This window comes from Sinisalibacter lacisalsi (assembly GCF_014640115.1).
Classification (GTDB): Bacteria; Pseudomonadota; Alphaproteobacteria; order Rhodobacterales; family Rhodobacteraceae; genus Sinisalibacter; species Sinisalibacter lacisalsi.
The window spans coordinates 295,107-319,663 of record NZ_BMGI01000003.1 but is presented as its reverse complement, the minus strand read 5'-3'; the positions used below and the strand labels follow the sequence as shown (position 1 = coordinate 319,663).

Here is a 24,557-nt window from a genome sequence, read left to right as displayed (position 1 = left end):
CCGCACATGCGATTTCTGCGCCGCAGCCTGACCGGGATTTTTCTGATCGCCGTGACCCTCGCGCTGCTCGCGCTCGCGGCCCAGACAGTGCGCAGCGCGTTCGAGACTCGGATGGCGCGCGAGACCATGGACCGCCCTGCACGCGAGCGGGTCTACGCCGTCAACGTGCTGCCGGTAACGTCGCAAGCGGTTGCCCCGGTGCTTGAAGCCTTCGGCGAAGTGCGGGCGAGACGCTCGCTCGAAGTGCGCGCCCAGGCCGGGGGGCCGGTGATCGAACTCGGCGCGGGTTTCGAGGAAGGCGGGCGCGTGGAGGCCGGTGAGCTTCTGTTGCGGGTCGACCCGACCGACCATGAAGACGCGCTGGCGCTGGCGCGCACCGACCTTGCCGAGGCGCAGGCCGAAACCCGCGATGCCGCAGCGGCGCTGGAGATCGCCCGTGACGACCTCGACAGCGCCCGCCGTCAGTCCGACCTGCGGGCCCAGGCGCTGGCCCGACAGCGTGACCTTGCGACCCGTGGCGTGGCCACCGAAGCGCAGGTTGAAACCGCCGCGCTCGCCGCCGCCACGGCCGAGCAGGCGGTGCTTTCGCGGCGCTCGGCGCTGGCCAATGCCGAAGCCCGCGTGGCGCAGGCCGACAACCGGCTTGCCCGTGCGCGCATCTCGCTCGAAGAGGCCGAGCGCCGGCTGGCGGAAACCGAGATCACCGCCGCCTTTCCGGGGCGGCTGACCGGGGTGAACGCCGTCGAGGGGAGGATCGTGACCGCCAACGAGAAGGTGGCCACACTGGTGGACCCGACCGCACTGGAAGTTTCGTTCCGCCTGTCCACCGCGCAATATGCCCGCCTCGTCGACGAACGCGGCCAGTTGCTCGACGTTGACGTGACGGCGCGGCTCGCGGTTTCGGGCGTCGATCTCGTTGCGCGCGGGCGGGTCGACCGCGAAAGCGCCGAGGTGGGCGCGGGGCAGACCGGGCGGCTGATCTTCGCCCGGCTCGACGATGCACCGGGGTTCCGACCCGGCGATTTCATCACCGTGGAGATCGAGGAGCCGGTGCTCGCCAATGTCGCGCGCCTGCCGGCCACGGCGGTGGGCGCGGCGGGAACGGTGCTGGTTCTGGGCGAGAACGACCGGCTCGAGGAAATGCCCGTCGAGGTGCTCCGTCGCCGGGGCGACAGCGTTCTGGTACGCGCCGAGCCGCTCGAAGGGCGCGAGGTGGTGACAGAGCGCACCCCGATGCTCGGCGCGGGCATCCTTGTGCGGCCCTTCCGCGAGGGCGATGCCGAGCCTCCAGAGTCCGGAGGCGGAGGCGGACAGGGCGCGGGCGGTGGCGGGGCAAGCGCCGATGGCGAGATGATCGCGCTCGACGACGCGCGCCGCGCCCGGCTGATCAGTTTCGTGGAGACCAACCAGATGATGCCCGCCGACGCCAAGGAGCGCATCCTCAACCAGTTGAACGCGCCCGAGGTGCCGGTGAGCGTGGTCGAGCGGCTCGAAGGCCGGATGGGAGGCTGACATGGCGCGGCGACCGACAGAACTTGCCCGGGGCCTGCTGAGCTACTTCACCCGGCATCGCACCGCGGCCAACCTTCTGTTGGTGGTCCTGATCGCGGCGGGGCTGACGATCCTGCCACAAATGCGGGCGCAGTTTTTCCCCGACGTGGTGATCGACGATGTCACCGTCTCGGTCGGATGGAGCGGCGCCGGCGCGGAAGATGTCGATACCGGCATCGTCCAGCCGCTGGAGCCGGCCCTGCTCGCGGTGGAAGGCGTAACCGCAAGTTCGTCGCGCGCCTCGGAGGGCCGGGCGCGGATCCAGCTCGAGTTCGAACCGGGCTGGGACATGGCCCGCGCCGCCGCCGATATCGAGGAAGCCGTGGCCGCGGTGTCGACGCTGCCCGCCGAGGCCGACGCGCCCGAGGTGCGGCGGGGAAGCTGGCGCGACCCGGTGACCGACGTGGTCATCACCGGGCCGGTGGGCCTCGACCAACTCGCCCGTTTCGCCGACGAGATGGTGGCGCGGCTGTTCCTCGAGGGCGTGACCCGCACCTCGATCCGGGGCGTGGCCGCACCGCGCACCATCGTCGAAGTCACCTCGGCCGCGCTGGTGAGGAACGACGTGACGATGGCGCAGATCGCCGACGCCATCGGCGCCGAAACCTCCGCCGATCCGGCCGGCAACATGGCGTCCGGATCGGCCCGTGTGCGCACCGGCGTGGCCAAGCGCACTCCCGCCGAGATTGCCGAAATCGTGCTGCGCTCCAACCCCGACGGCTCCAAGCTGACGGTCGGCGACGTGGCCCGCATCAACGTCGAGGGGATCGACCGCGAGGTGGCCTATTTCGTCGGCGAAACCCCGGCGATCACGATCAACGTCACCCGCTCCGCCCAGGGCGACGCGATCCGGATGCAGCGCATCGTCGAGGACGTTGCCGCCGAGATGATGCTGACGCTTCCCGATGGCGTCGAGATCGACCTGATCCGCACCCGCGCCGAGATCATCACCGCGCGGCTCCAGATCCTGCTTGAAAACGGCCTGATGGGGCTTGGCCTGGTGGTGGTGCTGCTGTTTTTGTTCCTCAACGCGCGCACGGCGTTCTGGGTTGCGGTCGGCATCCCGGTGTCGATGCTCACCGCGGTTGCGATCATGTACATGCTGGGGCTCAGCTTCAACATGATCTCGATCTTTGCCCTGATCATCACGCTGGGGATCGTGGTGGACGACGCGATCGTGGTCGGCGAACACGCCGATTTTCGCGCCCGTCATCGTGGCGAAGACCCTGTTACCGCAGCCGAGAACGCCGCACGCCGGATGTTCCCGCCGGTGTTCTCGGCCACGCTCACCACGATCATCGCCTTCGTCGGGCTGACCGCCATCGGCGGGCGTTTCGGCGACCTGATCGAGGATATCCCGATCACGGTGATCGCCGTGCTCGCGGCCTCGCTGGTCGAATGCTTCCTGATCCTGCCCAACCACATGGCCCATGCGCTCACGCACTCGAAGGAGCACCATTGGTATGACTGGCCGTCGCGGCAGGTCAACAAGGGCTTCCGTTTCGTGCGCGAGCGGCTGTTCCGTCCGCTCATGCGGTTCGTCATCGCCGCGCGTTACCCGGTGCTCGCCGGCGCCGTGCTGGTGCTCGCCACGCAGGCCGCGCTGTTCATCGAGGGCAAGGTGCAGTTTCGCTTCTTCAACGCCCCCGAGCGTTCCGACGTGACGGCGAATTTCGCCATGGCCCCCGGCGCCACGCGCGAGGACACGGTGGAGATGCTGGCGATGCTCCAGCAATCGGTGCGCGACTACGGCGCCGAGGTCGAAGCCGACACCGGGGTCGATCCGATCCTCTACGTTCTGGGCCAGGTTGGCGGCAACGCCGGCCGCGGGCTTGCCGCCGCCGAAGACAAGGATGCCGAGCTGCTCGGCTCGGTCTCGATCGAACTGATCGATGCCGACCAGCGGCCGTTTTCCTCCTTCGCATTCGTGAGCGACGTGCAGGAACGCGCGCCGCGTCACCCGATGCTGGAGGAACTGAGCTTCCGGGGCGGCCGCTTCGGCCCCGGCGGCGATGCGCTCGACGTGGAGCTGACCGGCGCCGACGCAGCGGTTCTCAAGGCCGCGGCCGAGTCGCTGAAAACCGCCGTCGTGCAGTTCCCAGAGGTTTCCGCGGTGGAGGACAGCCTTGCCTACGACAAGGACGAACTGGTGCTGGAACTGACCGCGCAGGGCAAGGCGCTCGGCTTCACCATCGACGAGCTGGGCCGCGAGCTGCGCCGCCGTCTCGGCGGGATCGAGGCCGCGAACTATCCGGTGGGCATGCGCTCGGGCACGATCCGGGTGGAATTGCCGCAGGACGAGCTGACCGCCGATTTCCTCGAACGCACGATGTTGCGCAATGCCGCGGGCGCCTATGTGCCACTTGGCGATATCGTCACCGTCACCACCCGGTCGGGCTTCTCCACCGTCAACCGCGAGAACGGGTTGCGCGTGGTCTCCGTCACCGGCGATATCGACGAGAGCGATCCCGCCCGCGCTGAGGAAATCGCCCGCGCCATCGAAACCGAGATCCTGCCCGCGGTCGCCGAAGAGCACGGCATTTCCTACAAGATCGCCGGGTTGAAGGAACAGGAAAGCGCGTTTCTCGAAGATGCCCGCCTCGGCCTCCTCCTCACGCTGATCGGGATTTTCCTCACGCTCGCATGGATCTTTTCGAGTTGGACACGGCCGTTGGTGGTGATGGGCATCATCCCCTTCGGGCTGATCGGCGCGCTCTGGGGGCACTACGCCTGGGGGGTTCCGATGAACCTTTTCTCCATCGTGGGCCTGATCGGCATGGTGGGGATCATCATCAACGATTCCATCGTGCTGGTGAGCACCATCGACGAATACGGCCGTGATCGCGGCCTTGTGCCGGCGATCATCGACGCGGTGGCCGATCGTCTGCGCCCGGTGTTCCTCACCACCGCGACAACCGTGATCGGCCTCTCGCCGCTGCTCTACGAGACCTCGAGCCAGGCCCAGTTCCTCAAGCCGACGGTGATCACGTTGGTCTACGGCCTCGGCTTCGGCTTTTTCCTCGTCCTGCTCGTGGTGCCGGCGCTGGTGGCGGTGCAGGAAGACGTGGGCAAGCAGATGCGCGCGCTTCGCCGCATGATGGGGCTCAAGCACCGCCGGGCGCGTGGCGCCGCATTGGGAACGACCGGGGTCGCGCTGGTGCTTGCCGCGCTGTTCGCGGCAACGCTTGGCTGGGTGATGGTCACCGGCGCGCTGCCTTTCGGGCTGTTCGAGGGCATGGAGGATCCCACCCTCGCCGCCGCCGGGTTGTTTCTCGCCGGCGCTGTCGTGGTCGTCGTGGTGGCCTGGCTGCTCGCGGCACTCGCCCACTGGGCGCACCTGCGTCGCGGGCGGGCCTAGCGGATCGGGCTGCAGCCCAGGATATCCACCGCGCGGGCCTCGTCCATGACCGTGAACCGCAAGGTTCCGGTGTCGAGGTCGAAGGGCTTGGCGTCGGCCGGCACGAGGTCGGCAACCGCGACGAGTTCGCCGCCGTCGCGGCTGGTGGTGACTGACGACACCCAGACCGACGGATCGTCGGCCTCGATCACGGCCATTTCCTCGCCGCCCAAAGCTGGAAGGACGAAGTGTGCTGTCACCGTGAGACCATCCTTGATCGGGGTCACCTCGCAGCGGGCGGAGACCAGCCCCGCCGCCTCGGCGCTCTCCGGCTGACGCTCAAGCGCCAGCAGAATACGCGGATCAGGGGCCTTCTCGGCCCGATCCAGAACCGCCGCCACCTCCCTCTGGAGGGGCACGCAGATGTTTTCGCAGATTCCCATCGCCAGATCGCCGTTCAGCGCGATCTCGGCCGCCGGATCCACGGGCAGGATCTCGAGGGGCAGGATCAACTCGTCGTGGTAGCCGAGCGTCATCATCCCGCTGGACAGAAACGCCTCCGGCACCGGCCAGTGCGGCGTGATCGCGGCAATGTTCGACGATGCCGACCAATCGAACTGTGGCGGCAAGCCGGCCTCGCCCGGCGCGCGCCAGTAGGTTTTCCATCCCTCGTCGAGCGTCACCCGCAGCGCAGCCATATGCGTGCCCGCTTCGGTGCGCCAGCCCGGCAGGATCTCGACACCGGGGCTTGGCGGCTCCTGCGCCCCATCGGCGAGGAGCGGCGCGGCCGCGAGCGAGACGGCGAGGGCAAGGGGGGCAATTCTGTTCATGAGATTTGGATATAGGGTGGCGGCACGGCAGCGGAAGTCACATTCGCGAGACATCGCTCACTTTGCCGCACCTCTTGCAAATCCCGCGCAACGGTCCCCATCTTGAAAGCATGAATGCGCCAGATCAAACCGAACATGACCTCACGGGGAAAATGCTGATCGCCATGCCCGGCATGGAAGATCCGCGTTTCGAGTATTCCGTGGTGTTGCTTTGCGCCCATTCCGTGGATGGCGCGATGGGGCTCGTCGTCAACAAACGGGTGCCGGACCTGAGCTTCGACGATCTGCTCGGGCAGCTCGAAATCGAAAGCGGCGCCGGCAGCCAGGGCGTGGCCCTGCACTTCGGCGGGCCGGTGGAAGGCGCACGGGGGTTCGTGCTGCACTCCAACGATTACCCCGGCGCGCAGGGCACGATGAAGATCAACGCCCGGTTCGGCATGACGGCGACGAAGGATATTCTCGTCGATATCGCCCGCGGTCAGGGGCCGAAGGCGGCGCTCACGGCACTGGGCTATGCCGGCTGGGGGCCGGGCCAGCTTGAAAGCGAGCTCAAGCAGAACGCCTGGCTGACCGTCGATGGCGACGAGGCCATCGTCTTCGATGCCGATGACGGCGGCAAATGGGCGCGCGCGCTGCGCAAGCTGGGGATAGATCCGTCGATGCTCTCGGCCGGGGGCGGCCGCGCCTGAGCGCCGGGCTATTCCAGCGCCGCGCTCAACGCCTTCACGCGGTCGACGAAATCCCCCGCCCCGTCTCCCAGAACCGCCAAGAGCTCGGCCTGATACGCCGCCGCGATCGGTGAAAGCGTGTCGATCATCTCGAGGCCCTTTTGGGTGAGTGATAGCTCCACCAGCCGGCGATCGGCGGGATTGATCACCTTGCGGACATAGCCTGCCGCCTCGAGCCGCGTGGCGGCGCGGCTGACCTTGGGCTTGTCCATCCCGACGCGGTTATGGATCTCGCGCACCGAGACCGCCGTCTGCTGGCTCAGATGCGCCACCACCCGCCATTCCGCCACCGAAAGTCCGTATCGTTCCCGGTAATGCCGGGAAAACCGCGCGCTGACGCGGCGCGACAGCTCGGCCAGTTGGTAGGGCAGAAATTCGTCGAGATTGAAATCGGTCACCTGGATTCCCCGTCTGATACGGGTCGATTGAACCGCAGGGTTCCGATCAGTGCAAGAACAACGAAGCTTGCACAGCCCCGCGATGCCGTGTCATCTGGCGCGACGTCCGGAACGGGGAGGAGAAACACGCATGCGCGCCGGGATCGCAATGCTCATCACGGGCTACGTGCTCAGTCAGTTCTACCGAGCCTTCCTGCCGGTCATGGCCCCCGTGCTCCAGACCGACCTCGGCGCAACGCCGGAAAGCCTCGGGCGCGCCTCGGGGCTGTGGTTTCTGGCGTTCGCGGCGATGCAGATCCCTGTTGGCTGGGGGCTCGATCGTCTTGGCCCGCGGCGCACCGCGGCCTGGCTTCTCGGCTTCGGCGCGGGCGGCGGCGCGGCCCTCTTCGCGGTCGCGGCCGAGCCCTGGCACATCCAGGCGGCAATGGTGCTGATGGGGATCGGCTGTTCGCCGGTGCTGATGGGCGCTTTCTTCATCATCGCCAAGAGCTTTCCCCCGGCGGTGTTCGGCACCTTTGCCGGCGCGGTGATCGGCATCGGTTCGATCGGCAATATCGCGGGCAGCCTGCCGATGGCATGGGCAGTGGAAAACCTCGGCTGGCGCGAGACCATGTGGGGGCTGGCCGCGCTCACCTTCGCGGTGGCCGGGATGATCTTCGCGCTGGTCGAAGACCCCGAGCGCGCGCCGGATCACGGCACCCAGAAAGGCTCGCTGCTCACCCTGCTGGCGATGCCCGCGCTCTGGGCAATCCTGCCGCTGATGTTCGTGAACTATGCGCCCGCCGCCGGGCTGCGCGGCCTCTGGGCCGGGCCATACCTTTCGGACGTCTTCGGCATGAACACATCCGGCATCGGGCTGGTGACCCTCGCCATGGGCATCGCGATGATCATCGGCAATTTCGCCTATGGCCCGCTCGACCGTGTCTTCGGCACCCGCAAATGGGTGATCTTCTTCGGCAACCTCGCCTCCGGCCTTTCCGTGCTCGCGCTCTGGGCCTTCCCCTCAAGCGGGGTCTGGGCCGTCACGATGCTCCTGGCCAGCGCCGGGCTGTTCGGCGCCTCGTTCCCGCTGATGATGGCACATGCGCGGGCCTTCTTCCCGGCCCATCTCACCGGACGCGGCGTCTCGCTGATGAACCTGTTCGGGATCGGCGGCGTCGGATTGTTCCAGTTTTCGTCGGGCTGGGTTTTCGAGGCGGCGAAGGAAGCGGGCAGCGATCCGGTGACCGCGTATCGCGCCCTGTTCCTGTTCTTCGGCCTGCCGGTGCTGATGGGCCTGGTCGTCTACCTGTTCAGCCGCGACCGGCTGGATTGAGGGCAGGACCGGGGGTTTCACACCCCCGGACCCCCGTGAGGTATTTGTGCCAGGATGAAGAGGCTCAGGCCGCCTTGCGGCGCGGGCGGCGGCGCTTCTGCCCCGCGTTCTGCCCCTGCGGCCGGGCCTGACCCTGCGGCGGCCCGCCACGACGGCCGCGCCCGCCCTTCTTCGGCGGGTCGACCTCGACGGGGCGTTCACCGCCGAGCACGGGGATCTCGATCTTCATGGTCTTTTCGATCTGGCGCAGGAGCCCGATCTCTTCGCCGCTGACGAAGGCGATGGCGTCGCCTTCCAGCCCGGCACGGGCGGTGCGGCCGATCCGGTGCACGTAGTTCTCCGCCACTTCCGGCAGGTCGAAGTTGTAGACATGGCTGACGCCGGGAATGTCGATCCCGCGCGCGGCCACGTCGGTGGCCACGAGGATGCGGGCGGTGCCTTCACGGAACGCCTTGAGCGCGCGGTCGCGCTGGCCCTGGCTCTTGTTACCGTGAATCGAGACCGCGCCGTAGCCCTCGGCCACGAGGTGCTTCATCAGCCGCTCGGCGCCGTGCTTGGTGCGCGCGAAAACCAGCGCGAGCCCTTCGGGCGCGTCGTCGAGGTAGCCTTTGAGGAGCGAAACCTTGTGTTCCTTGCCCTTGGCCCAGTGCACCCCCTGGGTGATCTTGTCGGCGGCCTTGCCCGGGGGCGCGGCCTGAACCCGGATCGGGTCGTTCAGGTAGGTGGCGGCGATCTCCTCCATGTCTTTCGGCATGGTGGCGGAAAACAGCATGGTCTGGCGCGGGGTGCCCAGCTTGGGCGCGATCCGGCGCAGCGCGTGGATGAAACCCATGTCGAGCATGTGGTCGGCTTCGTCGAGCACGAGGAAGGTGGCAGCATCGAGCCGCACGGCGCCCCGGTCCATCAGGTCGATCAGGCGGCCCGGGGTGGCGACGAGAATGTCGGTGCCCTTCTCGAGCGCATTCACCTGGCGGTTGATGGATACCCCGCCCACCACGGTGGTCACCTTGAGGTGCGTGCCCTTGATGTAGAGCACGAGGTTTTCGGCGATCTGGCCGACGAGTTCGCGGGTGGGCGCGAGGATCAGCGCACGCGCGGTTTTCGGCGCCCGCTTGTCGTGGTTGCCCATCAGCTGGTGGATCAGCGGCAGGCCGAAGGCGGCGGTTTTGCCGGTGCCGGTCTGGGCCAGGCCCATCACGTCACGGCCTTCCAGAACCGGCGGGATCGCCTTGATCTGGATCGGCGTGGGGGCGGTGTAGCCTGCGGCCTTCACGGCGGCGAGCAGTTTCGGGTCGAGCCCGAGGCTTTCGAATGTGGTCATGTTTCTCTTTCGGCGGCGAAGGCGCCGCATACGTGGGGGCCTCGGGCACAGGATGCGCCCGGGCGACTTCAAGGTGCGGACCAAGCCTCGCGGAAGGACCCCTGCCCCGCCGCCGTTTGGCCCGTTGACCCCCCGCGTGAATTGGGAACCTGTCTGGGCGCGCTCCTCGGAGCCGCGCCGCTCTTGCATCGTGCCTTGCCGCTCATTGGTAGACTGGCGGCGGGTGGCTCACGCGGCCACCGGGACGATGCGCTCTCATCACAGCATGTGGGGGCCGAGTCAACGCAAATCAACGCCCCTTTCGCTGCGCGCCGGATTGCGGTATCTCACCCCCCGTCCTCGCTTGGAGGCAAATTCAAAGGAGACCCTCATGGGCTACAAGGTCGTCGTCGTGGGCGCCACGGGCAACGTGGGCCGCGAAATGCTGAACATTCTGGCCGAGCGCCAGTTTCCCGTTGACGAGATCGCCGCGCTGGCCAGCCGCCGCTCGCTCGGCACCGAAGTCAGCTTCGGCGACAAGACGCTCACCACCCAGGATCTCGACCAGTTCGACTTCACCGGCTGGGACATGGCGCTGTTCGCCATCGGCTCGGACGCCACGAAGAAATACGCGCCCATCGCCGCCAAGGCGGGCTGCGTGGTGATCGACAACTCGTCGCTCTACCGCTACGACGCCGACGTGCCCCTGATCGTGCCCGAGGTGAACCCGCAGGCGGTGCACGGCTATTCCAAGAAAAACATCATCGCCAACCCGAACTGCTCGACGGCGCAGATGGTGGTGGCGCTCAAGCCGCTGCACGACCGCGCCAAGATCAAGCGCGTGGTGGTGAGCACCTACCAGTCGGTGTCCGGCTCCGGCAAGGAAGCGATGGACGAGCTGTGGAACCAGACCAAGGGCATGTATGTGCCCGGCCAGGAAGTGGAGCCCACCGTCTACCCCAAGCAGATCGCCTTCAACGTGATCCCGCATATCGACGTTTTCCTCGACGACGGCCAGACCAAGGAAGAGTGGAAGATGGTGGCGGAGACGAAAAAGATCGTCGATCCCGCGATCAAGCTCACCGCCACCTGTGTGCGGGTGCCGGTTTTCGTCGGCCATGCCGAGGCGATCAACATCGAGTTCGAAGACTTCCTCGACGAGGACGAGGCGCGCGATATCCTGCGCGAGGCGCCGGGCATTCTCGTCGTCGACAAGCGCGAGCCCGGTGGCTACATCACCCCGGTGGATTGCGTCGGCGACTACGCCACCTTCATCAGCCGGATCCGGCAGGACTCGACCATCGACAACGGGCTGAACCTCTGGTGCGTCTCTGACAACCTGCGCAAGGGCGCGGCGCTGAACGCCGTTCAGATCGCCGAGCTTCTCGGCCGTGAGGTTCTGAAAAAGGGCTGACCCTTCCCCGAACGACGCTGCACGGCCGTCGGGCGCCCACCCGGCGGCCGTCTGCTTTTTCACGGGCCTCGTCGAGGCTTGCGGCACCGTCGAAAGGCTTCAGGGCTCAGGCGCGATCTCCCGCAGTGGCGGTGCGTGTTGGCCCGCTGGAGGCCCCACCCGAAGGCGGGTCATGCGCCCGAACCGCCCCGGCATCGGCGCGGCGAACCTGCGCGCGAGCTCGGCCTGGGTAAACCCCAGCTCAGACATCCCGCACGAAAGGACGCCGTCCGCCCCGCACACCCCGAGGCCGGCAGCCGACCGGCCAAGCGTGTAGCCATGTCGGCCAAGGCGCAGCGCCAGGTCTGCCCAGGAGGTCGCCGCCGCCACTTCGGCCGCGAGGCGCCGGTACAAGGGCGCGATGATCGGGTCATCGACGGGATCACGGACCCCGGTCCGCCCATGGCGGGCCACCTCGCGCAGAAGCATGGCGCGGATCATGTCGCCGGGGGCCTCGTCGCGTTCGGCCGCGATGCGGCGCAGATCGTGGATCAGGGCGGACGGCAGGTTGATGGTGACAGGTCTCTGGCTCATGCCCGGATCCTGCCGGGTTAACCTTGAGAAAGCGTTAAGCGCTGCGGGCCGGGTTCCGCCGGTGCGACGACTCTGCGCTTTGCTCCACCGGGATCGCGGTTTAGCCTTGTAGTGCAAACCAGGCAGAAAGGATTGCGCCATGCGTATGTTCGCCACCTCGCTGATCGCCCTCGCCGCTGCGGTGCCGGCGCTGGCCGAAGATGTCTACACCCAGGCGCCGGTCGCGGCCGCCACCGTTTATCCGGCCGGGGCCGAACTCACCCTGCGCGCCACGGTCGAGCTGCCTGCCGGAACGCACCGGGTGTTCCTGCCCTATTCCGGGCTCGACAGCCTCGCCGCCCTGCCCCGCATCCGCACCTCCGAAGGCGTGGTGATCGGCACGCTCGGATTTCGCCGCGAGGTCAGCCTCGACCGGGAGGCGCTGTTCACCCCGGCGCAGGCCGAAGCCTGGGCCGGCTTGGAGACCGCGCGCGAAAACGTCGCGATGAAGCAGGACGAGATAGAGACCGCGCGCGCGGAACTGCGTGGCCTCGAGGCCCGGCTCGACTTTCTTTCGCGGATCGACCCCGGCGAAGAAATGGAAGCCGAGACGCTCTTCGCCCTTGCCGACCGGTTGCGCGACGAGACCGGGTTGAGCGAGGCCGCCCTTGTCGACGCCAAGGCGAAGCTCAGGCCGCTGGAAGACGCGCTGGAAGATCTGCGCGCCGATCTCGCCGCGGCGCAAGCCGCGTTCGAACGGCTCTCGCCGCCGGATGCGGTGGCCGACATGCTTTCGGTCGAGGTCACGCTGGCCGAGGCCGGGCCGGTGACGCTGGAACTCACCGAACTCACCTCGCGCGCCTATTGGGAAATGGATTACGACCTCGATCTCGACCGCGCGGCGGGCGAGGTGGCGGTGGCGCGCAAGGTGATCGTGACGCAGGAAACCGGGCGCATCTGGGATGACGTGGCGCTCACGCTCTCCACCGCGCGGCCGGGCGAAGACGTGTCGCCCGCGCCGGTGGAGCCCGACCGCGCGCGCATCGTCGAACCGATGGAGGCAGAGCGTTTCTCGGACCGTGCCTCCGCCCCGAGGATGGAATCCGCCGGGATCATGCCGGAACCGATGATGCTCGCGGATGCCGAGATGAAAACCGCCGCGCTGGAAATCGACGGGCTCGCGCTGTCCTATGTCTATCCCGAAGCGGTGACCATCGCGTCCGACGAGGCCGCGGAGCTTGCGCTCGACCAACTCACGCTCGAGGCGGAGTCCGCCGTGCACGCCTCGCCGCGGTGGGACGAAACCGCCTTCACCGTGGCCCGCTTCACCAACAGCACCGGCGAGCCGATGTTGCCCGGCTGGGCCAATATCATGCGCGACGGCCATCTCGTCGGCCGCGAACGGCTCGACATGATTCCCGCCGGCGCGGAGGCGGAGCTGGGGTTCGGCCCGATCGAGGGCATCCGGCTCGAGACGATCTTCGCGCGCAACGAGGAAGGCGACACCGGCTTCATCTCGAAATCCAACACGCGCACCCAACTGGTGACCTTCACGGTGGAAAACCTCACCGACGAGGCGCAGGACGTGCGCGCCCTGTTCCCGCTCACCTTCTCCGAGCAGGAAGGGCTGCGGGTGCGGATCGTGGCCGATCCTGCGCCGGATGAAACCGATATCAACCGCAAACGCGGCGTTTCGGCCTGGGATCTCGCGATTGCGCCGGGCGAAACGGCGGAGGTCGAGATTTCCATCGCGCTCGACTGGCCGGAGGGGATGGAGCTGATCTGGAACCCGTAGTGCCCCGACTCGGTGGCGATTCTCACCCGGCCCGCGCCCATTGGCGCGGGCCTTTTTTTAGGGACCGTCACGAAATTCAGGTTAAATTTCTTCGATTATGACATGGTTTCGCCGCAATTCAGCGCATTTGGCGCCGGATTCGGACGCAAGTCTGAACCGGTCGGCAACAAAGATTGCCGCCACGGCCAGGCCGAGTGGCCCGATAGGCCCCCGCCGAGAACCGGCATCCTGTTCGCCCGCAACGTGATCGGCACCAGTGGCCGAAACCTGCGTCCTGCATCAAGGGAGTCCGCCATGCCTACCAACGTCGTCGCCTTCACCAGCCGCCGCGAGAACCGCAAGCGCCACGCCGCGCGCCGGCAAGCCGCCGCGCGCAACAACGTCATCGAGCTTGCCGCATGGATCGGAAAGGCGATGCCTCGGCGCACGCCGCACGGCGTGTTCTTTGCAACCCATGCGGTCGTCACGCCGGGTGAAATCGCCTGATTTTTCGGCCGTTTCCGTAACCAAGACAGAAAGACAACGCCATGCCCACTTCGCTCGCCGAAAAGGCCCGCGCCCGCCGCCGCGGCGCGCTCGCTGCCCTCAACGCCCGCTTTGCCACCGACGAGGGCGTCGTCTCGATCTTCGAGGGCAGCTTTCCGAAGCGCCAGGCCGTGCCCGAATTCCGCTCCGTCCGCGGCCATCCCGACCCGCGCGAGACGCGCCCGCTGCCGGTGCTTGTCTTGCGCAACAGGGTCGCGGCCTGAGGTCTCGGGGGCGCCGACGGCGGGCCCGTTTGCGCCGCGCTCCGGCCTCACCAGCGCCGCATGTGAGAAGGTTTGGAGGGCATCCTGAGGCGTTCCGGTGTCGAAAGAGTGGAATTCCACTTTTCTGCCCCAATTCGGCACAAATACCGCCCGAATCGAGACGCATCTTTGACCACATCGGAACGGAAATCTGACCAACGGGAGACACACCATGGCTGCCACCATGACACTCCAGAAAACGGCAAAGGTTCTGCCCTTCAGCAAGCCTTGCCAAAGCGTGAACCGGACAGACCGCAATCAGCGCCTGCCCAGGATCACGAGCGCCGAGATCGAAATCTTCTTCGACCAGGCGAACTCTGCCAAGCCAACCCGTCAGGCGGCCTGATGCCAGACTGACGGGCGATACGTCAACACAAGTTATAGAAACAATCTCGGCACAATGCCGAAACGATCCTGGGAAAAAACGCCATGCACACCAACGTCATCGCCTTCGACCGCGCCCGCAAATCCGCTGACCGCACCACCGCCGCCATCAAGAGCGTCCGCAACAATGTCGTCTCGCTGGCAGAGTGGAAAACCCGCGCCCGCGCCCGCCGCACGGCTTCCGGCGTGTTCTTCACCACCGGCGTGCTGGTCACCTGCGGCAACGTCGCCTGAGCCCGGTCAACCCGCCGCCGAAGCGCGGCATGCAAGACAGAATGCAAGACAAGGAGAACCCAAAATGGCCACCATCACCCTTCTCGAGAAAGCCCGCCAGGGTCGCCGCAATGCAATCGCTTCGCTCGCAACCCGCCAGCAACGCAACGACACGATGACGTCGATCTTCGACTTCGTCTTCGACGAAGCCCCGGCTCAGCCGACGGGCCCGGCCCAGGGCTCGAACGTGATCGCCTTCCGCTCGGCCCGCCGCGCCGCCGCGCCCGCGCCGCGCCACATCACGCCGCGCCGCGCGGCTTGATCCCTCAAGGCGGGCGAGGCGCGCAGCACGCGCCTCGCCGCCGGCGTCCCTCGGGCCATCAGCCGGCCGCCCAGAAATAGCGCACGAGGTGGAAGAACAGCGGCGCCGAGAACACAACCGAGTCCAGCCGGTCGATGAAGCCTCCCTGGCCGGGGATCAGGTGCCCCCAGTCCACCACGCCCTTGTCGCGCTTGATCGCGGCCATCACCATCCCCCCGCCATAGCCCAGCAGCGCCACCACCAGCGCCATGATCGCCGCCTGCCAGGGCGCGAAGGGCGTGATCCAGGCCAGCACGGTGCCGAGCACTGCGCCCGAGCCCAGCGCGCCGATAAAGCCCTCCCAGGTGCGCGAATGCGGCACCCCGGGCGCGATCCGGGTGCGGCCCATCAGCCGGGGGGTGATGAAATGGGCCATGTCGGCGCCCTGCACCACGATCACCAGCCAGGCGATGAGAAGGATCTCCTTGCCGTCATAGCCGGGAATATCGAGCCAGAGCAGAGCCGGCGCGTGCGACGCGGCGAAGATGCACAGCATCAGCCCCCACTGCGTTTCGGCGATGCGGGTGAGGAAGCCCGCGGTATCGCCCCGCACAGCGGCGAGCACAGGCAGGAACAGGAAGGCATAAACCGGGATGAAGATCGTCATCAGCCCGATACCACCGGTGGCGACCAGAAGGTATTGCAGCGGCAGGGCCAGGAAGAAGGAGAACATCAGCACCCAGTGATCGGCCCGGCGTTTCGCGGTGAGGGTGAGAAATTCGCGCAGCGCGGCGAAGGAAATGAAGGCAAACAGGACCACAACGCCGATCCGCCCGAACAGCGCCGCGAGCGAGAGCAGAACCACCATCGCCCACCAGGCGTTGATCCGGGCGAACACCGTCTCGATGATGATGTTTTCCGGCCCCGCCGTCCGCCACCAGCGCCTGAGCGCCGCCGCCACCAGCGTGGCGCCAAGAAGCGCGAGCACGAGACCGGTGAAGAGCTGGGCGAACTCCGCGGGCGCACTCATGCCTCGCCCGCCTTGTGCAGCGCCACGAGGGCCCGGTGCGCGCGATCGAGGAAGATCTCGCGGTCTTCGCCGGGCGCGATGTGGATCGGGGGGCCGAAGGTCACCGTGCAGATCAGTGGCACCGGCACGACCTCGCCTTTCGGCAGCACCGAGTTCAGGTTGTCGATCCAGGTCGGCACGAGATCGACCCCGGGCCGGGCGCGGGCGAGGTGGTAGAGCCCGGTCTTGAATGGCAGAAGCGGGTCTTCGGTGAGGTTGCGCTTGCCCTCCGGGAAGATGATGAGGCTCGCCCCCCCGTCGATCGCCGCGATCATCCGCGCCACCGGGTCTTCCTCCGGATCGCGGTTCTCGCTGTCGCGGTTGATCAGCACGGCGTTCAGCACATCCCGCCCGAAGAAGGCGCGCAGGCGGTTCTTGAGCCAGTAGTCCGAGGCCGCAACGGGCCGGGTCTTGCTGCGCAGGAAGGTGGGCAGGACAGACCAGATCAGCGGAAAATCGGCGTTGGAGGTGTGATTGGCGAAATAAACCCGCTGCCGCGGGATCGGCTCGATCCCGGCCCAGATCGCCCGGGGCGCGGTCACCATGCGGACGAACAGCACCAGCCCGTGGCCCGCGATCTGGGCAATCGCCTTTCTGAACATGAATGTCCTCTCCCCGGCTCTCGAAAACTATAGGCGCAGGATTCCCTTGGGGAAACCGCCTATCCGCGAATTCCGCCGGTGGGTCTCAGCCGCGCGGGGCCGCGGCGCGGCGCAGCCTGTCATTGATCGCGCGGCCGAGGCCGGTGTCGGGGATCGGCGAGACGGCGATCGGCGCGGCGCCGCCGGCGTCGAGCGCGTGGAGGTGGTGAAACAGGTTCGCCGCCGCCTCGACCATGTCACCCGACGGCGAAAGGTTGAGCACCGCCCCATCGACCGGGCCAAAGCCCAGAAGGCGTTCGCCGGGGTTGGCGGTGGCCGCGTTCAGCCGCAGCGGGGCCTCGGGGGCATAGTGCGAGGCGAGCTGGCCCGGCGCGTTGATCGCGGCATCGGGGGCGTGGTGCACCAGCGCCGCGCCGAGGCAGGACTCGATCGCCTCCACCGGCAGGCCGCCGGGGCGTAGCAGCACCGGCACCGGATCGAAACCGACGATGGTGGATTCCACGCCCACCGCACAGGGCCCACCATCGAGCACCGCTTCGATTCGCCCGCCAAGCCCGGAGATAACGTGCCCCGCCTCTGTCGGGCTGATCCGCCCCGAGGGGTTGGCCGATGGGGCGGCCACCGGCCGGTCGGCCGCCGCCAGAAGCGCGCGTGCCAGCGCATGGTCGGGCACCCGCACAGCGACCGTGGGCAGGCCCGCCGACACCAGCGGCGACAGCCCGCCGCCCTCGCGCAGCGGCAGAACCAGCGTGAGCGGACCGGGCCAGAAGGCATCGGCCAGCCGTTCCGCCGCGCCCTCGAGCCGCGCGTATCGCGCCACCGCCGCCACGTCGGGCAGGTGCACGATCAGCGGGTTGAACCTTGGCCGCCCCTTGGCCTCGAAAATCCGCGCCACGGCGTGATCATTGCTGGCGTCGGCGCCGAGGCCATAGACCGTCTCGGTCGGAAAGCTCACCAGCCCGCCCGCGCGCAGGATCTGCCCGGCCCGGGCGATCCCGGCCGCGTCTGGCTGCAGAACTTCGGTTTCGACCATGACGCGGCGTTTCCCTTGCCTCGGTATCGCGGCGGTTTACCCTCCGCTCCCGTCTGCCTACAAGTCGCATGAGAACTTGCCAAGCCGTGAGAAGGAGAAGGCCCGATGCCCTACGCCGCACCCGCCAGCGAGTTTCGTTTCCTGCTCGACGACGTTCTCGGCTTCGACGCCGTCACCGCGACCGACCGGTTCGCCGAGGCCACGCCGGAGACGGTGAATGCGATCATCGCGGAAGCGGCCAGGCTCAACGACGAGGTCATCGCGCCGCTGCAGCGAGCCGGCGACACCGAAGGCGCGCGGCTGGAGAACGGCATGGTGCGTACCAGCCCGGGCTTCGCCGATGGTTACCGCGCGATCGCCGAGGGCGGCTGGATCGGCATGGCGGGTGACCCGGCGCATGGCGGCATGGGGCTGCCCTTCACCCTCAACGCCGTGTTCAACGACATGATCTCGGGCGCGGCGCTGTCGCTGGGGCTCAACCCGCTGCTCACGCAAGGCCAGATCGAGGCGCTGGAAACCCACGCCTCGCCGGAGATGAAGGCGCTCTACCTGCCCAAGCTCAATTCCGGCGCGTGGACCGGCACGATGAACCTGACCGAACCGCAGGCGGGTTCGGACGTGGGCGCGCTCACAACGAAGGCGGTGCCGAACGGCGACGGCACCTTCGCGATCACCGGACAGAAGATCTACATCTCCTGGGGTGACCACGATTTCGGCGGCAACGTCTGCCACCTCGTGCTCGCGCGCCTGCCCGACGCCGCGCCGGGCACCCGGGGGATCAGCCTGTTCATGGTGCCGAAGTTCATCCCGGATGAAGCCGGCGAGCCGGGCGCGCGCAACGCGCTGCGGGTGGTCAGCCTCGAACACAAGACGGGCCTGCACGGCTCGCCCACTTGCGTGATGTCCTACGAGGGCGCGACGGGCTGGCTCGTCGGCAAGGAACACGGCGGCATGGCGGCGATGTTCACGATGATGAACAACGCCCGGCTGCAAGTGGGCGTGCAGGGGATCGGCGTGGCCGAGGGCGCCTACCAGCACGCGCTGGCCTATGCGCTGGAGCGAAAGCAGGGCCGCTCGCCCTTGCCGGACGGCACCGGCGCGATCGTCGATTTCGCCGACGTTCGCCGGATGCTCACCGAGGCCAAGGCCGAGATCTTCGCCGCCCGCGCCATCGCGCTGGCCTGCGCCATGGCGCTCGACATGGAGAAGGCCACCGGCGCGCCGGAATGGTCGGCCCGCGCGGCATTGCTCACCCCCATCGCCAAGAGCTACGGCACCGACATGGCGCAGAAGGTGACCGGGCTGGGCGTCCAGATCCACGGCGGCATGGGCTACATCGAGGAGACCGGCGCCGCGCAATACGCCCGCGACGCCCGCGTGCTGACAATCTACGAGGGCACCAACGGCATCCAGGCGATGGACCTCGTGGGCCGCAAGATGATGGACGGCGGCGAGGCCGCCTTCCGGCTCTGCGAAGAGATCGAGGCCGAGGCCGAAGCCGCCCGTGCCACCATGCCGGAATTGGCGGAACCGGTCTGGGGTGCTGCCGAGACGCTGCGCGAAACCGTCGAATGGCTCGTCGGGCAGGAGATGCAGGAGCGCTTCGCCGGTGCGGTGCCCTTCCAGGCCGCCTTCGCCCGGGTGCTGGGCGCCTTCTATCACCTGCGCGCGGCGCGGGCGGCGGGCGGCACCGGGCCGCGCCAAGCCCTCGCCGCGTTCTACATCGAAAGGCTGCTGCCCGAACATGCCGCCCTGATCGCGGCGGCCCGGGCGGGTGCTGCGGGGCTCTATGCCCTCAGCCCCGAGGATCTCGCGTCGTGACCGCTTCGATCCACTTCCCCTGGGAAACGCCGCCCGCCGAGGGCGAGGCGATCGAGGTGGGCGAAGGCGCGCTGTGGATGCGCCTGCCCCTGCCGATGAAGCTCGACCATGTGAACGTCTATGCCTTCGAGGACGACGACGGCTGGACCATCGTCGACACGGGCTTCGATACCAGCCGCACCCGCAAGATCTGGCAGACGCTGCTTGCCGGCCCCCTCGGCGGAAAGCCCGTTGCCCGCGTCATCGTCACCCATCACCACCCCGACCACGTCGGCCTTGCCGGCTGGTTCCAGCGCGACCACGGCGCCACGCTGATCACCACCCGCACCTCGTGGCTGTTCGCCCGGATGCTGCTGCTCGACGAGCAGATGGTGCCGGTGGACGAAACGCTGGCCTATTGGCGTTCGGCGGGGATGGAGCAAGAGGTTTTCGAGGAACGCCGGGCGCAGCGCCCGTTCAACTACGTCGATATCGTCGCCGACATGCCGCTCGGGTTTTCCCGGGTGAAGGAGGGCGACGTGATCCACTTCGGCGGGCGCGACTGGGACGTGCGGATCGGCAACGGCCACGCACCGGAACACGCCACCTTCTGGAGCCGCGATTGCGATCTCGTGCTCGGCGGCGACCAGTTGCTCGCCACGATCAGCCCGAATCTCGGGGTCTACGCCACCGAGCCGGAGGCCGACCCGGTGGGCGACTGGCTCGAAAGCTGCGAGCGGCTCGCCCCCTTCGCACGTGCAAGCCACCTCGTGCTGCCCGGCCACAAGCTGCCCTATCGCGGCTTGCCCACCCGGATGCGTCAGCTCGTGGATAACCATCATACCGCGCTGGCCCGGCTTCTCGATCACCTCGCCGAGCCGCGCACGGCGGTCGAGTGCTTCCCGGTGCTCTATCGCCGCCGTATCGGTGAAGGCGAATACGGGCTCGCCCTTGTCGAGGCGGTGGGGCATCTCAACCACCTCCTGCACACCGGCGAGGTCACCCGCACCCGGCGCGAAGATGGCGCCTGGCTCTGGCAACGAAAGGACACCGCCGATGGCTGACAAGAAAGCGAAGCGCCCGCCCGCCCGCGTTGCCCATTGCAATGCCGATACACCGCCCACCGCCGAGCAGAAGCCGCTGCCGCGCTCGATCGCGGAAACGCCGCTCGAAGAAAAAAGCCCGGCCGAGTGGGCCTATGAACGGCTCATACTCTACATCCAGAACTTCGAGGAACAGCTCGACAACGCCCACGAGGTCGCCATGGGGTTCACCGGCGGCGACGCGGGCGTGCTGATGATCGAGGGGCTCGGTTATTTCGAGCCCGATATCGTCACGTTCTATGGCACCGATACCACGGGGGCGAAAACCCAGCTTATCCAGCACGTGAGCCAGTTGAACGTGATGCTGCGCGCGCTGCCGCGTGAAGACGAAACCGACGAACCGCCCAAGCGGATCGGCTTCCGCCTCGCCGCCGATCTCAACATCGACAACGAAGACGACTGACGCGATTTCAGCCGCGCATTTTCAGCGGGCAACGATCCGAGCGTTCGCGGTTGTCATCGGTGATGCCGTATTGCCACCACTCGATTTCACCTTTCTGGAAACTGCCCAGTTCCGGCGCGTGCGGGATGCCGTCGTATGCCTCGGCGCGGTCGCGGATCACCTGCCGGATGCGGTTGCCCTCCGGGGTGTCGCCGGCGACGATATCGAAGCGTTCGCGCGGGTTGACGATGAACAGGAAGTGGCGCCCGAGATTGCGGCTCTTGCGCTGCTTGTGGGCAGGTGATGAGAAATTGATGAAAAGCTGCATGCCGGAAAAGCACATCGACCAATAGGCCGCCATCGGGTCTTTGGCGACTTCCTCGGGCCACGGCTCGGGATCGTGGTCGTGCCAGTCCTGCAGCACCTCCCAGCCGATCGCATGATAGCCCTCCACGCTGTCGGCGCGCGCCGCCTCGGCGGAAAAGGCGACAACGAGGGGATGCGCGGTGTTGACCTGCCCGTCCCAGGCGCGGGCCTCGGCGATGTAATCGGCAAGATCGGTGCGCAGCCGGGCGAGCCCCGCCGCATCACGCGTTTCGACGAAAATGAAGCGGACGAGCCCGCGCCGGAAGGCGTTTTGCGAAAAGGTGCAGGGGAAATCCGACGGCGGCGTGAGCCGGGCGGCGAGATCTTCGGCCACGTCGCGGTGCCATGCGGGACCCGCATAATCCGACGCGGTGATCGTTTCCTGGGCGAAAAGTGTCATGGCGGGAGATTTGCATCTTTCCACGCCCGGCCGCCAGCGCCCTGTTGCCGCATATCGCGATTTTTTGAAATCGCGCCCGCGCACCCGGTTCGCGCGGTTGTGATTGGACGTGATTTCCTCCGCGGTTACGCTCGCGCCTGATTGCTCGAAACACCTCCGCAAAAGGATCATTCCCCAATGGTGAAACTGAATACCGCCCTCGCCGCCGCCGTCGTGCTCGGCACCGCCTCCTTCGCCTTCGCCCAAGCGCAGGATGCCAACATCAAAAACCGTCAGGCCGCGATGAAGGTCGTCGGCGCCAACACGAAGGCGTTGGGCGAGATGGTGCAGGGCAAGACCAGCTTCGACGCCGCCGCCGCGCAGGAAGCCTTCGCCGCGATCTCGGCGAAAGCGGCCGAGGTGCCCGTGCTCTTCGAGGCTGAAGTGACCGATCCCGAGAGCGATGCCGCCGACGAGATCTGGATGATGTGGGATGATTTCATCGACAAGGCGGGCGCCCTCAAGGCAGCGGCTGATGCCGGTGCCGGCGTCGACAGCCCCGAGGCGCTCGGCGCCGCCTTCGGCGATCTGAACGGCGCCTGCAAGGCCTGCCACACGCAATTCAAGCTCTGAACTAGTCGCAACTCAGTTCCACGACCCGCGTCTCGCCCACGGTGCTCCCGTCGGGCGAGACGTAATCGAAGACCAGCCGCACCGGCCCCGACTCCAGGCATCGCACCGAGAACAACTGCGGCGCGGGCGCACCGATCAGATCCGATTCGGGCGTGCCAAAGCCCTCATCGGTGAGCGCCACTCGGTCGACCCCGTCTGACGCCTCTGCATCGAGCTTCCACGCATAGCCGGTTGACGGATTTGCGGGGAAACTGAGGCTCAGGTCACCATCCCCGTTGGCATGAAGTGGCAGGGCGAGGCCAAGGCTCAGCACCGGGGCCAGGGCCAACTTTCCAAGCAATCCAGAACCGCGCATCTATGCCTCCCCGGCCAGGTGTTTCACAGTCAAGGGTTGCAGCCCGGGCGTTTCCCTGCCTTGATGCGCGTCAAACGCCGAGCATTCTCCGCCACGCGCATCGCCGGATCCGAAGACATGAAAAACACCTCGAATACCCCTCTGCTCGCCGTCCTGATCGACGCCGACAACATCCCGGCGCGCCACGCCGAAGCTATCCTGAAGGAAGTGACCGCCTATGGAGAGCCGGCGCTGAGGCGTGTCTACGGCGACTGGGCGGCGCCCCGGCTGCAGACCTGGGCCCGCAAGGTGCATGCGCTCGGCCTTGTCGCGCACCAGGAAACCGCCAATACGAAGGGCAAGAACGCCTCCGATATCGGCCTCGTGATCGACGCCATGGATCTCTTGCACACCGGGCGCTTCGACGGTTTCGTGCTGGTCTCGTCCGACAGCGATTTCACCTCGCTCGCCAACCGCATCCGCGAACAGGGACTCGATGTGATCGGCATCGGCGAGGGCAAGACGCCTGAATCCCTGCGCAACGTCTGCACCCGCTTCGTGATGATCGAAAACATCACCGAACAACCGGCCGAGACACCGGCGACAACCGGGGTGCAGGACAATGCCAAGCGCCCGCCCGCCGAGGCCTTGCCGCTGATCCTGCGGGCGATGGAGAAGATAGACCAGGACGGCGAATGGTATCAGCTCGGGCAGATCGGCCAGGCGATACAGGCCGATGTGCGCGACTTCGACACCCGCAGTTACGGCAAGGCGAAGCTGTCTGACCTGATCGGCGAATTCAAGCGCTTCGAGACCAAGCGCGAGGGGAACCACGTCTATATCAGGCGGCTTGACTGAGGCCTTGCATGGCGCCGGGAAATGTCTAATTTAGAACCATTCTAAAAGGAGGCCCCGGATGATCCCCGGAATCACCAGTGGTCGGCGCCGTTTTTCCGACCTGTCCGAACAGGAAGTTCTCGCGCTCGCGATATCCAACGAGGAAGACGATGCGCGCATCTACCGGCAATACGCCGAGCGCCTGCGCGAGGAATACCCGGCCTCGGCCAAGGTATTCGAGGAAATGGCGGTGGAAGAAGACGAGCACCGCCGCCGCCTGATCGAGGCCCACAAGCACCGCTTCGGGGACGTGATCCCGCTCATTCGGCGCGAGCACGTTTCGGGCTTCTATGCCCGCAACCCGGTCTGGCTGATCGAGAACCTCGGGCTTGAGCGGATGCGGGCCGAGGCGCGCGAAATGGAGCGCCAGGCCGAGCAATTCTACCGCAAGGCGGCCGACCGCTCGTCGGACGCCGAAACCCGCAAGCTGCTTGGCGACCTTGCCGCCGCCGAAGCCGGGCACAACGTGCTCGCCGGCGATCTCGAGGCGGAGTACCTCGGCGGCGACGAACGCAGCGAGGAAGATCGCAGCGCGCACCGCCAGTTCATCCTGACGTGGGTGCAGCCCGGCCTCGCGGGCCTGATGGACGGCTCGGTTTCGACGCTTGCGCCGATCTTCGCCACCGCCTTCGCCACGCAGGATACCCGCACAACCCTGCTGGTGGGCCTCGCCGCCTCGATCGGCGCGGGGATCTCGATGGGCTTCACCGAGGCCGCGTCGGACGACGGCGAGCTTTCGGGGCGTGGCAGCCCGGTCAAGCGCGGCTTCGCGTCCGGTATGATGACCACGCTGGGCGGCCTCGGCCACGCCCTGCCCTACCTGATCACCGATTTCTGGACCGCCACGACGCTGGCGATCATCGTCGTTTTCGTCGAGCTCTGGGCCATCGTCTGGATCCAGAACCGCTACATGCAAACACCCTTTGGCCGCGCCACGTTCCAGGTGGTTCTCGGCGGCGCGCTGGTGTTTGCCGCGGGCGCTCTGATCGGCTCCGGTTAGAGCCATTCGATCGCGCCCGAAACGCGCGTGCGGCATGGCGCTTGACGCAGCGC

General features: G+C 67.3%; 26 protein-coding genes. 17 read left to right on the top strand and 9 right to left on the bottom strand.

The window, feature by feature from the left end:
• Positions 1–6: 6 nt before the first annotated feature.
• Positions 7–1,512 carry an efflux RND transporter periplasmic adaptor subunit gene (locus tag IEW01_RS10950; protein WP_188527669.1) on the top strand — a complete coding sequence of 502 codons (1,506 nt, stop codon included), beginning with the start codon at positions 7–9 and terminating at the stop codon, positions 1,510–1,512.
• Between the two features lies 1 nt (position 1,513).
• Positions 1,514–4,909, top strand: a complete 3,396-nt coding sequence (locus tag IEW01_RS10945; RefSeq protein WP_188527668.1) for an efflux RND transporter permease subunit — start codon at positions 1,514–1,516, stop codon at positions 4,907–4,909.
• On the opposite strand, the gene IEW01_RS10940 is transcribed toward IEW01_RS10945, so the two are convergent.
• Positions 4,906–5,718 (bottom strand): protein-disulfide reductase DsbD domain-containing protein, encoded by an 813-nt coding sequence (locus tag IEW01_RS10940; protein WP_188527667.1) that lies wholly within the window; start codon positions 5,716–5,718, stop codon positions 4,906–4,908. The two genes, IEW01_RS10945 and IEW01_RS10940, sit on opposite strands and share 4 nt — an antisense overlap.
• Positions 5,719–5,828: 110 nt before the next feature.
• Here IEW01_RS10940 and IEW01_RS10935 point away from each other — a divergent pair, with 110 nt between their 5' ends.
• A complete protein-coding gene (locus IEW01_RS10935; protein WP_188527666.1) occupies positions 5,829–6,407 on the top strand; it encodes a YqgE/AlgH family protein in 579 nt (192 codons plus the stop codon).
• 8 nt (positions 6,408–6,415) lie between these two features.
• On the opposite strand, the gene IEW01_RS10930 is transcribed toward IEW01_RS10935, so the two are convergent.
• Positions 6,416–6,844, bottom strand: a complete 429-nt coding sequence (locus IEW01_RS10930) for a MarR family winged helix-turn-helix transcriptional regulator (RefSeq protein ID WP_308418948.1) — start codon at positions 6,842–6,844, stop codon at positions 6,416–6,418.
• Between the two features lie 130 nt (positions 6,845–6,974).
• On the opposite strand from IEW01_RS10930, the gene IEW01_RS10925 reads away from it, so the two are divergent.
• On the top strand, positions 6,975–8,159 hold the full coding sequence (locus tag IEW01_RS10925; RefSeq protein ID WP_188527665.1) for an MFS transporter: 1,185 nt from the start codon (positions 6,975–6,977) through the stop codon (positions 8,157–8,159).
• Positions 8,160–8,223: 64 nt separating this feature from the next.
• Here the strand turns inward: IEW01_RS10925 and IEW01_RS10920 are convergent, their stop codons facing one another.
• Positions 8,224–9,480 (bottom strand): DEAD/DEAH box helicase, encoded by a 1,257-nt coding sequence (locus IEW01_RS10920; protein WP_188527664.1) that lies wholly within the window; start codon positions 9,478–9,480, stop codon positions 8,224–8,226.
• Between the two features lie 370 nt (positions 9,481–9,850).
• Between IEW01_RS10920 and IEW01_RS10915 the strand changes: the two genes are divergently transcribed.
• Positions 9,851–10,873 (top strand): aspartate-semialdehyde dehydrogenase, encoded by a 1,023-nt coding sequence (locus tag IEW01_RS10915; RefSeq protein WP_188527663.1) that lies wholly within the window; start codon positions 9,851–9,853, stop codon positions 10,871–10,873.
• A gap of 99 nt (positions 10,874–10,972) precedes the next feature.
• Here the strand turns inward: IEW01_RS10915 and IEW01_RS10910 are convergent, their stop codons facing one another.
• Positions 10,973–11,446, bottom strand: a complete 474-nt coding sequence (locus IEW01_RS10910; RefSeq protein ID WP_188527662.1) for a hypothetical protein — start codon at positions 11,444–11,446, stop codon at positions 10,973–10,975.
• Between the two features lie 139 nt (positions 11,447–11,585).
• On the opposite strand from IEW01_RS10910, the gene IEW01_RS10905 reads away from it, so the two are divergent.
• The 6 genes from IEW01_RS10905 to IEW01_RS10880 all read left to right on the top strand — a co-directional run bounded on the left by IEW01_RS10905 (position 11,586) and on the right by IEW01_RS10880 (position 14,927).
• The gene (locus IEW01_RS10905) at positions 11,586–13,220 is read left to right on the top strand and encodes a DUF4139 domain-containing protein (protein WP_188527661.1); all 1,635 of its coding nucleotides are present in this window, start codon (positions 11,586–11,588) and stop codon (positions 13,218–13,220) included.
• Positions 13,221–13,232: 12 nt separating this feature from the next.
• On the top strand, positions 13,233–13,706 hold the full coding sequence (locus IEW01_RS10900; RefSeq protein WP_188527660.1) for a hypothetical protein: 474 nt from the start codon (positions 13,233–13,235) through the stop codon (positions 13,704–13,706).
• Positions 13,707–13,747: 41 nt separating this feature from the next.
• Entirely contained in the window at positions 13,748–13,969 is a 222-nt protein-coding gene (locus IEW01_RS10895; protein WP_188527659.1) for a hypothetical protein, read from the top strand.
• Between the two features lie 211 nt (positions 13,970–14,180).
• Positions 14,181–14,354 (top strand): hypothetical protein, encoded by a 174-nt coding sequence (locus IEW01_RS10890; protein ID WP_188527658.1) that lies wholly within the window; start codon positions 14,181–14,183, stop codon positions 14,352–14,354.
• A gap of 83 nt (positions 14,355–14,437) precedes the next feature.
• Positions 14,438–14,626 (top strand): hypothetical protein, encoded by a 189-nt coding sequence (locus tag IEW01_RS10885; RefSeq protein ID WP_188527657.1) that lies wholly within the window; start codon positions 14,438–14,440, stop codon positions 14,624–14,626.
• A gap of 64 nt (positions 14,627–14,690) precedes the next feature.
• On the top strand, positions 14,691–14,927 hold the full coding sequence (locus IEW01_RS10880; RefSeq protein ID WP_188527656.1) for a hypothetical protein: 237 nt from the start codon (positions 14,691–14,693) through the stop codon (positions 14,925–14,927).
• Positions 14,928–14,985: 58 nt separating this feature from the next.
• Here the strand turns inward: IEW01_RS10880 and IEW01_RS10875 are convergent, their stop codons facing one another.
• The 3 genes from IEW01_RS10875 to IEW01_RS10865 form a co-directional block, all read right to left on the bottom strand.
• Positions 14,986–15,936 carry a phosphatidate cytidylyltransferase gene (locus IEW01_RS10875; protein WP_188527655.1) on the bottom strand — a complete coding sequence of 317 codons (951 nt, stop codon included), beginning with the start codon at positions 15,934–15,936 and terminating at the stop codon, positions 14,986–14,988.
• Entirely contained in the window at positions 15,933–16,577 is a 645-nt protein-coding gene (locus IEW01_RS10870) for a lysophospholipid acyltransferase family protein (RefSeq protein ID WP_188527654.1), read from the bottom strand. Before IEW01_RS10870 ends, IEW01_RS10875 begins: the two co-directional genes overlap by 4 nt.
• Positions 16,578–16,662: 85 nt before the next feature.
• A complete protein-coding gene (locus IEW01_RS10865; protein ID WP_188527653.1) occupies positions 16,663–17,610 on the bottom strand; it encodes an L-threonylcarbamoyladenylate synthase in 948 nt (315 codons plus the stop codon).
• Positions 17,611–17,715: 105 nt separating this feature from the next.
• On the opposite strand from IEW01_RS10865, the gene IEW01_RS10860 reads away from it, so the two are divergent.
• The 3 genes from IEW01_RS10860 to IEW01_RS10850 are packed head-to-tail and all read left to right on the top strand — an operon-like array spanning position 17,716 to position 20,916.
• Positions 17,716–19,431: an acyl-CoA dehydrogenase gene (locus IEW01_RS10860; protein WP_188527652.1), complete on the top strand. Its 1,716-nt coding sequence runs from the start codon at positions 17,716–17,718 to the stop codon at positions 19,429–19,431.
• A complete protein-coding gene (locus IEW01_RS10855; protein ID WP_229738205.1) occupies positions 19,428–20,474 on the top strand; it encodes an MBL fold metallo-hydrolase in 1,047 nt (348 codons plus the stop codon). Before IEW01_RS10860 ends, IEW01_RS10855 begins: the two co-directional genes overlap by 4 nt.
• Positions 20,467–20,916, top strand: a complete 450-nt coding sequence (locus IEW01_RS10850; protein WP_229738204.1) for a DUF6173 family protein — start codon at positions 20,467–20,469, stop codon at positions 20,914–20,916. The genes IEW01_RS10855 and IEW01_RS10850 overlap by 8 nt, the downstream gene beginning before the upstream one ends.
• Before the next feature lie 7 nt (positions 20,917–20,923).
• On the opposite strand, the gene IEW01_RS10845 is transcribed toward IEW01_RS10850, so the two are convergent.
• On the bottom strand, positions 20,924–21,661 hold the full coding sequence (locus tag IEW01_RS10845; RefSeq protein WP_188527651.1) for a YqcI/YcgG family protein: 738 nt from the start codon (positions 21,659–21,661) through the stop codon (positions 20,924–20,926).
• Between the two features lie 177 nt (positions 21,662–21,838).
• On the opposite strand from IEW01_RS10845, the gene IEW01_RS10840 reads away from it, so the two are divergent.
• A complete protein-coding gene (locus tag IEW01_RS10840; RefSeq protein ID WP_188527650.1) occupies positions 21,839–22,273 on the top strand; it encodes a c-type cytochrome in 435 nt (144 codons plus the stop codon).
• A gap of 1 nt (position 22,274) precedes the next feature.
• Here IEW01_RS10840 and IEW01_RS10835 read toward each other — a convergent pair whose 3' ends face one another.
• Complete coding sequence (locus IEW01_RS10835; RefSeq protein ID WP_188527649.1) at positions 22,275–22,628, bottom strand: protease inhibitor I42 family protein; 354 nt, start codon at positions 22,626–22,628, stop codon at positions 22,275–22,277.
• 117 nt (positions 22,629–22,745) lie between these two features.
• On the opposite strand from IEW01_RS10835, the gene IEW01_RS10830 reads away from it, so the two are divergent.
• Positions 22,746–23,465 carry an NYN domain-containing protein gene (locus tag IEW01_RS10830; protein WP_188527648.1) on the top strand — a complete coding sequence of 240 codons (720 nt, stop codon included), beginning with the start codon at positions 22,746–22,748 and terminating at the stop codon, positions 23,463–23,465.
• Between the two features lie 58 nt (positions 23,466–23,523).
• Entirely contained in the window at positions 23,524–24,504 is a 981-nt protein-coding gene (gene mbfA, locus IEW01_RS10825; RefSeq protein WP_188527647.1) for an iron exporter MbfA, read from the top strand.
• The last annotated feature ends 53 nt before the right edge of the window (positions 24,505–24,557 follow it).